This is a genomic window from Enterocloster aldenensis, from assembly GCF_003434055.1.
In the GTDB taxonomy this organism is placed as follows: Bacteria; Bacillota; Clostridia; order Lachnospirales; family Lachnospiraceae; genus Enterocloster; species Enterocloster aldenensis.
This window is the reverse complement of sequence record NZ_QVEX01000059.1, coordinates 1-256: the sequence shown is the minus strand read 5'-3', so window position 1 is coordinate 256 and position 256 is coordinate 1. Positions and strand designations below refer to the sequence as shown.

The window sequence follows — 256 nt, the reverse complement described above, 5'->3', positions numbered from 1 at the left end:
GCTATCGTTACCATAGTAATGATAATAATGTTGGGCGTGCTTATTTATGTGGTCGCAGAGAAGAAGCTCGACTACATGAAGATCGCTTCTGCAATGACGGCGGTTGCGGTGGTCATCTGCATGACTTCTTCTATCGTATACGGCGTAACCCAGGGTACTGACAACACCGACTACATCAACAGAGCAATAAACGGTGGCGACAGCATCAACATGGATAAGCTGGAGTCTGGATCAGAGAACTACAATGCTGACAACA

General features: G+C 46.5%; 1 protein-coding gene. It reads left to right on the top strand.

Annotated features, from left to right (window positions below; translation table 11 throughout):
* Positions 1 to 256, top strand: a 256-nt coding sequence (locus DWX59_RS28975; protein ID WP_166460321.1) for a hypothetical protein, incomplete at both ends; no start/stop codon positions are given.